2 protein-coding genes and 1 pseudogene are annotated in these 9799 nt (G+C 55.5%); all 3 read right to left on the bottom strand.

What is annotated here, in order from left to right; genetic code table 11:
• Positions 1–2871 (bottom strand): non-ribosomal peptide synthetase (locus AC3WT9_RS34480; RefSeq protein ID WP_492408957.1); only part of this gene is annotated, 2871 nt, incomplete at its 3' end.
• A gap of 14 nt (positions 2872–2885) precedes the next feature.
• Positions 2886–4148 carry an ACP S-malonyltransferase gene (gene fabD, locus AC3WT9_RS34475; protein WP_341091323.1) on the bottom strand — a complete coding sequence of 421 codons (1263 nt, stop codon included), beginning with the start codon at positions 4146–4148 and terminating at the stop codon, positions 2886–2888.
• A 249-nt stretch (positions 4149–4397) separates the two neighbouring features.
• Positions 4398–9794: pseudogene (locus tag AC3WT9_RS34470) on the bottom strand (amino acid adenylation domain-containing protein); the annotation flags it as partial.
• Positions 9795–9799 lie beyond the last annotated feature (5 nt).

The following is a 9799-nucleotide window of genomic DNA, read 5'->3' as shown; positions in this document are numbered from 1 at the left end:
CGCAATCCGTGTATCCACCGCGGTTTCCCCGCGCAAGTCGATCACGTCCAGCCCGAAACTCGCCTCTTGAGGCCCGCGGCTCCACTGCACGATGCCCCCCGCTTCTTCCCGGTACCTCATCCGCAGCGCATCATGATGCTGGGCTATCCGTTCAAACACACGGCGCAGAATAACTTCGTTGAATCCGTCCCGGCGATGCAGCATGACTGCCTGATTATAATGGTGCGGCAGCTGCGGCGACCGCTCAAACAACCCTTGCTGGATCGGAGTTAATCGTACTTCGCCTTCGACCGGACGCTGATCGATCTTGTGCGCCAACGTTTGCACATAAGGGCACAGCTCCAGGATCGTTGGATACCGGAACAGATCGCGGATCCCCAAGTGCAGCCCATGCCCCCGCAGCCGCGCGGCGATCTGAACGGCTTTGATCGAATCCCCGCCCAGCTCGAAGAAGGAATCCTTGACGCCCATCCGCTTGATGCCCAGAACCTCCTGCCAAACCGATACCATCAAGGCTTCCTGGGCTGTCCGCGGTGCTTCATAGCCTTTGCTGTACGTCTCCCGGTCCGGTGCCGGCAGCGCCTTACGGTCCACCTTGCCGTTAGGGGTTAGCGGCAGCTTCTCCAGCTCCACAAAGTAGGACGGAATCATGTAATCCGGCAGCTGTGCCGCCAGGTGTGTACGCAGCTCCGGTACTGGAACAGCCCCGTTACTTACGAGATACGCACACAAGTACGCCTGCCCTTGCTCGTCCCCGCGGGCCATGACCACCGCTTCGCGGATCTGCGTATGCGCCAGAAGCCGCCCCTCGATCTCCCCGCACTCAATCCGGTAGCCGCGGATTTTCACTTGCTGGTCGATCCGGCCCAGGTACTCCAGATTGCCGTCCGGCAGCCATCGCGCCAAATCCCCGCTCCGGTACATCCGCTCACCCGGCTCGAACGGGTTGTCGACGAATTTCTCTGCCGTCAGCTCCGGCCGGTTCAGATACCCCCGGGCCAGACCGTCCCCCGCGATACACAATTCACCCGCGACCCCGATCGGCTGCAGCTGCTGCCCTTCGCCGAGAATATAGGCCCGCAGCGTTGGAAGCGGCTTGCCGATGTTGCTGATGCCGCCGCTTGTGATTTCCGCTTCTGTCAGCTTCTTATAAGTCACATGCACGGTCGTTTCCGTGATCCCGTACATGTTGATCAATTCCGTATGGGGATACTTCCGTCGCCATTCCCGCAATTGGCCCGGCGCCAGCGCTTCTCCGCCAAAGATCACGGCCCGCACGCAGAGCTCCGCGTCCGCCTCTTCCATTTCCCGCTCTGACAACGCACAGAATGCGCTCGGCGTCTGGTTTAGCACCGTCACCCGCTCCTGCCGCAGCAGCCGCACCATCTGCTCCGGGTCCCTCGCCGTCATCAGCGGCACAACAACCAGCTTGCCCCCATAAAGCAGCGCTCCGTACATTTCCCATACCGAGAAATCGAAGCAATACGAGTGGAACAACGTCCACACGTCCCGTTCGTTGAAATCAAAAGCCATGCGGTCATTGAACAACAGCCGCACTACGTTCCGGTGTGTGATCATCGTCCCTTTCGGCTTTCCCGTCGTTCCTGAGGTGTAAATCACGTACGCCAGATCGTTCGGTTTCGTCGCCTGCGGCGGGTTCTCCGCCTGCACCGGCTCTGTTTCTAAGGCAGTTTCTCCGGCATATACCCGGCATCCCGCGAACGGTAACGCCGGGGTCTGAAGCTCGGCGGCACGGGTCGTCACCAGCCACTGCGTCCCGCTGTCCGCCAGTGTATAGGCGATGCGCTCGGCTGGATAGGTCGGATCGATCGGCAAATACGCCCCGCCGGCCTTCAGAATGCCGAGCATCCCGACGAGCATCTCCAAAGAGCGCTCCATCAGGATGGCCACGATACACTCCGGCCCCACACCTTGCCCGCGCAGCGTCCACGCCAGCTGATTTGCCTGCGCATTCAGCTCTGCATAGGTCAGCTGCTGTTCCCCGTACACGACTGCCACAGCATCCGGCGTCTTCTTCACCTGGTCCTCGAACAGCCCGCGGATCGTCGCTTCCCGCGGATACGCCGCCGCTGTGTCGTTGAACCCGTGCAGCAGCTCTTGCCTCTCCTGATCCGAAACCATATCAATCTGGGCAAGCGGCGTGTTCTTCTGTTCCATTATTAATTCAAGGAAGTAAGCAAGCTGCTGCTTTAACCTGATCAGACTCTCATGGGCATAGCGGCTTGCATCATAATGCAGTACAAAGGAAAGGGCGTCGTCCTTCTTTTGAAAAAATATGTGTATGAGACATTCAGAGAGAAGAGGGTCTATCGTTTGGTGAATGCTGTTAAGTGAAACAATCGTACCGAAACGCAATAAATCGTTACCGTTCATAGGCAGCCCGATTTTCTCGGCTATGTAAGGATGGGGGAATTTCTGATGTTTGGCGGCTTCCGTTAAGCCGTTGCGCACCTGGAGCAGTACGTCCCTGAAAGTACTCTCAGAGTCCACTTGAATTCGAATCGGCAATACAGCCGAAGCCACTTCTTCGCTTCCTTTTTTTTTCAGTGGAGGCATACCTACTAATAAATCTGCAAGATTCAGATACCGGGAAAGAAACAACAGCGTTCCGGACATTAAGACCATGAACATTGCCTGTTCCGAGTTTTTAGATAGCAACTCTACTTGATGTAAGGTCTCCTTCGAAAGCTGCTGCTCCACCTGCCGGAACGACGGGCCGGCTATACCGTTCTCTCTGCCTAGGGAGAGGGTTGTCGGTGCGGAGGATTCCGCAAGCTGCTCCAGCCAATAATCAACGGCCTCCGAGTATTTACCGCTGGAAGCCATAAGCCTAACGGTTAAAGAATCCATTGTTGAACCTCCAATCATTGGGTAACCTCAGCAATTCCATGAAATAAACCGGGCATACCTGTTTCGTTAATCGCCTGCTCCATACGCAGATTCAGTTCATCGGCAGGCAGCTTCTTACCTCTAAGAATAGTCTCAAGCAGCTGTAGAACGTTCTCCGTTTGCTTTAATGTCAGTTCCTTTCCGGCAACCGTTACTTCTTCCTTCATTCTCTGAATCATCTTATAAGGCTCGAGCACATTTTTTTGATATTCATCCGCATTTGAATTGTGATTTTGGGTGCATACGGCAATAGATAAGCATTTATCTATTACCTTCCTCCTGCCTCTTAGACGGCTTCTTTCCCGATCTGACCTCAGGTTGTCAAGACAATCCTGCATAGCCGAATGGACGGAGTCTATTGCATACACCTTCGCTTCCGGAAAAGCTTCCTTCAGAAGCGGCCCAAGTGTTTCACGAGGCCCCGTATCGATAAATGCATGAACGGGCAGAGCAGCCATCCTGTTCATGCAAGCCGTCCACAAAACCGGTTTTATTAATTGGTCAGAGAGCAATGGAATAATATCCTGTTCACTGCTGTAAAAGTCCCCCGTAACATTCGACACAACTGTGTGCCGCAAAGGCTGAAATGTAAGTCCGTTCAAAAATGCGCGAAACGGAGCAACGGCCGGTTCCATGAGCGGACTGTGAAAGGGAGCACTGACTTTTAACGGTATAACTTGCGCGCCTGCATGTTTCATGGAAATCACCGCTTCTTCCACCGCGCCTTTTACCCCGGATATTACCGTTTGATTGCTGGCATTATAGTTAGATGGCACGACGGCCCCTGTATTTAGTGAAATCTTCCTGCATATCTCTTTCACTTGCTCTGATGAAAGTCCAACCACGGCATACATCAAGCCCCGGCCTTCCGGCACCGCTTCCTGCATATATTTCCCTCTGGCATGCACTAGCTTGACTGCGTCGGCAAACGATATAGTTTCCGCTGCGCATAATGCCGATATCTCTCCAAGACTATGACCCGCAAGGACGGGCTGCTGAATTTCAACCTCTTGAAGTATGATTCGATAAGCAATCAAACTTACGGTTAAAATTGCGGGTTGGGCAATTTCCGTCTTTTTAAGTTCTTGCGGATTTCCCTCGAAACAAATTTTTTTAAGATCGAAACCAAGAGCATCGTTGGCCATTTCGAACAATTCCCGTGCAATTGGATATGCTGAATGCCAAGCTTGACCCATCCCAACATATTGCGAGCCTTGGCCCGGAAATATAAATGCCATTTTATACAAATGCAACACCTCATTATATTGAAGTCCAATAATATCAATAAAGTTTATATATTTACTTTTTCACTTATTAAAGTTATACATATGGCAAAATTAGAAATTGATTTTTGTGAATTCTAGTTCCAGCTTCTTTCCAGATCAACTGCCAAACCAGTGGTCTGAAGCTTTCCGTGGCTGGAACTAGAATTCTGTAACCAATTGAGATGTTACCGAAGATTAACCCTAGTAATACAACAGACCCTGTTATTCAAAATAAATAATATCGAATAATTCGTCTTCCTCTTCTTCTTTTTCCTGTGGAAAAAGTTCCATCTTTAATTCTTTAATGCAAACGGAAGGATCGGTTACCGTGGCTTTGATAAGTTCACAGAATCCTTGAAGCAGTCTCGCTGCCGTCCCATACTCAAATAAATCCCTTCTGTACTCCAAAGATAATTGAAGGCCTTGTTCGACTTCGGCAACAATCATCGTCAGATCCATCTTCGTTGTCAAAATATCTTGTTCAACGGAGCGAACCTCAATATCAGTTAAATAAAGAATCGATTGCTCCATGTTCTGCAGCACCAGCATCGTGTCAAACAAGGGGTTACGGCTCCTATCGCGCCGTACGTTCAGCTTCTCGACCAGTTCCTCGAACGGATAGTCCTGGTGCTCGAATGCCGCCAGCGTCCGCTCCTTCACCTCACGCAGGAAATCCATAAACCGCTTGTCTCCGGACGGGGCATTCCGCAGCGCCAGCGTGTTCACGAACATCCCAATCATCGGCTCCGTATCCCCATGCGTCCGCCCCGACACCGGCGTCCCGACCACAATGTCGCTCTGCCTCGTGTACTTGTGCAGCCACACGTTATAGGCAGCCAGCAGCACCATGTACAGCGTCGCTCCGGTCTCTGCGGCAATCTGCTTCAGCCCCTCGGCTACGTCCGCGCTGATCTGCGCATGAACCTGCCTGCCTTCACTGCTGGGCACCGCTGGACGCCTCCGGTCGGTCGGCAGTTCCAGCACCGGCGTTTCTTCCGCATAAGCCGACAGCCAGTACGCCTCATGCGCTCTCATCTGCTCCACCTCGAGCGTACCTTGCTGCCATACCGCGTAGTCTTTGTACTGAATCCGAAGCGGCGCCAGTTCCACGCCGCCATACGCCGCCATGAAGTCCGACACCAGTAGGTTCATCGACACGCCGTCCGACACGATATGGTGTATGTCCCACATCAGCCAATGGCGCTCCTCCGAAAACCGCAGCAGTCCGGCCCGCAGCAGCGGTGCCTGGTCCAGCGCGAACGGCCGCACGAAGTTCCGGGTAAGTTCTCTCGCTTGCGCTTCATCCGCATCCCGGCATACCCATTCCAGCGTCACGTCTTCATGTATCCGTTGTCTCGCTTCGCCGTCGATCCACATGAACGACGTGCGCAGCGATTCGTGACGGGCGATGACCGAGCGAATCGATTGCTCCAGCCGGTCCGGGTCCACCCTCCCGGCCAGTTCCACCACGCCCGGCATGTTATAGCGCGTGCTCTCCGGCTCCATCTCATGCAGCACGTACAGCCGCCGCTGCGACGAAGACAGAGGGTACGACGCCTGTGGTGCCGCCGGTTCGATGGCGCTGTAGGCCGTCTTCGACATCCCTTCGATCTTCTGCGCCTGCTCCTTGACTGTCGGCAGGCGGAATACATCCTGCAGCGTCAGTTCTGCGTTCATCGTCTTCTGGATCTTGGTCACCAGCGCGGTCGCCCGCAAGGAGTGTCCTCCGATTGCAAAAAAGTCGTCGCTCACCCCAATGTTCTCTATGCCAAGCACGTCTTGCCAAATCCTGAGCAGCTTCCGCTGCGTCTCATTACTCGCTGCCTCATACCGTTCTTCCGAATCCATTCTTGCCTCAGGCTCCGGCAACGCCTTGCGGTCCAGCTTCCCGTTAGGCGTCAGCGGCAAGCGCTCCATCCGGATCATGTACCCCGGTATCATATAGGACGGCAACGTCCGCCCGAGATGCTCCCGAATGTCCGCCGATGCCGTCTCCTCCTGCAGCACCACGTAAGCGCACAAGTATTTCCCGCCCGCGGCATCCTCCCGGTCGATCACCACCGCTTCGCGGACCGCCTCATGCTTCAGCAGCTGGCTCTCGATTTCGCCCAGCTCCACACGGTAGCCGCGGATCTTCACCTGATGATCCCGGCGCCCCAGAAATTCCATATTGCCGTCCGGCAGCATCCGACCCATATCTCCCGTCTTGTACATCCGTCCCTGCGGCACAAACGGATTCGTCATAAACGATGCGCTGGTCTTCGCCGTATCGTTCATATATCCTTTGGCTACGCCTACTCCCCCGATATACAGCTCGCCGGCCACCCCGTACGGCACCGGATGCCGATTGGCGTCCAGTATGTAGAAGGTGTTGTTATCCAGCGGCTTGCCGTACGGAATGCTTGTTTGATCCGCCGTTACTTCCCGGATCGGATAGTAGTTGGACCATACGGTGGCTTCCGTCGCACCCCCAAGTCCAATCACCTGGACGTTCGGGAAGGCTGCCTTCGCTCGCACCGCCAAATTCACCGGAATCCAGTCCCCGCTTACCAGCGCCAGACGCAATGCCTGCTGACGGATGCCCTTCTCCTGTTCCTCCAGACCATGCAGCACATGGTTCAGTGTCGTCGGCACCGAGTCCCAAATCGTAATGGCTTCCTGTTCCAGCAGCTGCTGCATCTGCTTAGGATCCTGCACCTGCTCCCGGTCTGCAATCACAATCCGGGCGCCTGCCGCCAGCGGTCCGAAAATGTCATACACCGACAAGTCAAAGCACATCGACGTGATGAACAGCAGCCGATCTTCCTCATGAACGCCAAATTCCTGATTGACCCAGCTGACCAAGTTCACGGCCGAATGATGCTCTATCATGACGCCCTTCGGCTCTCCGGTGGAACCCGAGGTGTAAATAATGTAAGCCAGCTCGTGCGAAACTTTGGCCAGGTGAAGCGCCTCACCGGAATGCCCGATCAGCGAAGGGTCCCGGCTGTCGATGATTTGCGCAGGCATTTCTGCATACGCCTGATCGGCGACAACGACGCTTATTCCCGCATGGCTGATCATATGCGCGATCCGGCTTTGCGGATAGTCCGGATCCATCGGTACATACGCCGCGCCAGCTTTCAGAATCGCCAGCATGCCAATGATCATCTCAAAGCCCCGGCCAGTCATCAGCCCGACATGATCATTGACGTTCACCCCCTGGGCCTGCAGCAGCCGCGCCAACCGGTTCGACCGCTTGTCCAGCTCCCGGTAGGTCAGCTGCTGGCCGTTCCAGCTTACAGCCGGTCGCTCCGGCGTCCTCGCTGCTTGTTCCCCGAACAGTTGATGCAGCGTCTTCTCTACTGCGTACGGCGTATCCGTTCGGTTCCATTCGTACACGATCTCTTGACGCTCCGCAGCCGTCATCAGATGCTCCATCGACAAGAGATCGTTCTCCACGTCACACAAGGCCTCAAGGATTCGTTCGTACCAGGCAAACGCCGTTTCGATCTCCCGGTCCTCAAAATAAGCCGGCGTATATTTGATCTGCATGTTCAGCCTGTCAAAGTACTGCGATACTTCCAGATCAAACCACGTATTTGTCATTTCGTTTGCTTCCAAGCTCAGCGCCGCCGTCTCCGATACCAACTCTTGTCTCGGCCCCATCTCCTCCAGCACATGGAAATCCGTATAGTTAAACAGCGTATCGAAGATCGGGTTGACCGACGGGCTCGATACATCGCCGATCGCATGGGCGATATCGACCAAAAACAGTTCATGCGCCTTCATGTGTGCAAGCTGCTGCTTGGTACGGTTCACCAGTTCCGACTTGGACACTTCATGTGCTACCCCCATGCGGATCGGCACCGTATTCAGGAAGCAGCCCAGCACTTTATCTGCATCCTCGACTGGCGGCCGGTCGTGGCTGACCACGCCCGTGACAATCTCTTCCTCCGTCGTCAGGATACCCAGCAAATATACGTGCGCGCTCAAGCACAGTTCCTTGACGGTACAACCGTACCGCTTCGCGTGCCGCTTCAAGGCTCCCAGCAGCGTGCTGCTCAATGGCCTGCGATAAATTTTGCTGACTGCCCCGCGTTCCCTCTTCTTGCCTGCGTAGTTAAACGGCAGCTTATTACGGGTATACCCCGCCAATTCGCTGATCCAATATTGCCGGCTCTCCTCGTCGCTCTCCCGGAACCGGTTGATGGCCACATAATCCTTATAGCTGCTTTGCAGCGGCTTAACCTCCGCAGGGTTTCCCTGCAGCAGCTGATGATAAATGTCTTCAAACTCCTGCTGGAAGGAAGCCACGCTCCAGCCGTCCAGAATCGCATGGTGGAACGTAAACACCATGCAATAATCATGCTGGCTATTCAGCCGGAACAACCGAACTCGCCACAGCACCTCGCCGTCGAAGCGGAACAAGTGGCGCTGGTCCTGCTCAATATACGTGCGGATAACGCGCTCCTGCTCTTCCCGGCCAAGTGAAGAGACATCCTCCGCCGAAAGGGCTGGCACGATCCGGGCGTGCACGATCTGGACCTCTTCCTCGAAATGCTTAAGATCGAAGGTGGTGCGCAGAATCGGATGCTTGTCAGATAACCGCTGCAGTGCTTCGGCAAACTGTTCCACTGACACGATTTTGAAATGATACACAAACTGGTCGTGGTAGATCGGCTCCTCCGGCCGCAATCTGGAGTAGAACACCATGCTCTGCTGAATTTTGCTAAGCGGATACACATCCTCGCAATCTTCTGGCAGGTGCTTTAACTGCTCGGGATCCACCATGATGCGCCGCTTCATCTGCTCCAGCATCTCCCGCCCCGATTCCAGCTGCCGGTTCGGCTCATACTCCTGCGCCAAAAGCCCGGCCAGCTCTCCGATGGTCTGATGCAGGTAGAGCTCTTTTAGCGGGAGATCCGCCTCCATGTCACGGTTCATCCGGCTGATCAGACGGATCGCCTTGATCGAGTCGCCGCCCAGCACAAAGAAGTTATCGTGGACGCCGACCTGCTCCGCCCCCAGCACTTCCTGCCAAATCTCTGCCAGTTGCCGTTGCGTCGGCGTGCTTGGCGCTTCGTATACGCTGCCGGTATGAGCCGCTTCCGGCGCCGGCAACGCCTTGCGGTCCACCTTGCCGTTGGCAGTCAACGGGATTCCATCCATGCTCACAAAGTAGGACGGAATCATGTAATCCGGCAGCTGTGCCGCCAGGTGCGCCCGTAGTTCTGTAATCGGAACAGCCGCGTCACTTACGAGATACGCACACAAGTACGCCTGCCCTTGCTCGTCCTCATGGGCCAAGACCACCGCTTCGCGGATCTGCGCATGCGCCATGAGCCGCGCCTCAATCTCCCCGCACTCGATCCGGTACCCGCGGATCTTCACTTGCTGGTCGATCCGGCCCAGGTACTCCAGGTTGCCGTCCGGCAGCCATCGCGCCAAATCCCCGCTCCGGTACATCCGCTCACCCGGCTCGAACGGGTTGTCGACGAATTTCTCCGCCGTCAGCTCCGGCCGGTTCAGATACCCCCGGGCCAGACCGTCCCCCGCGATACACAGTTCACCCGCGACCCCGATCGGCTGCAGCTGCCGGTTGTCACTCACAATGTACAGCTGCGTATTGGCAATCGGCCCCC

The sequence above is a fragment of the Paenibacillus sp. EB106-06-01-XG199 genome (assembly GCF_058791575.1).
This window is presented reverse-complemented; position numbering and strand designations above follow the sequence as displayed.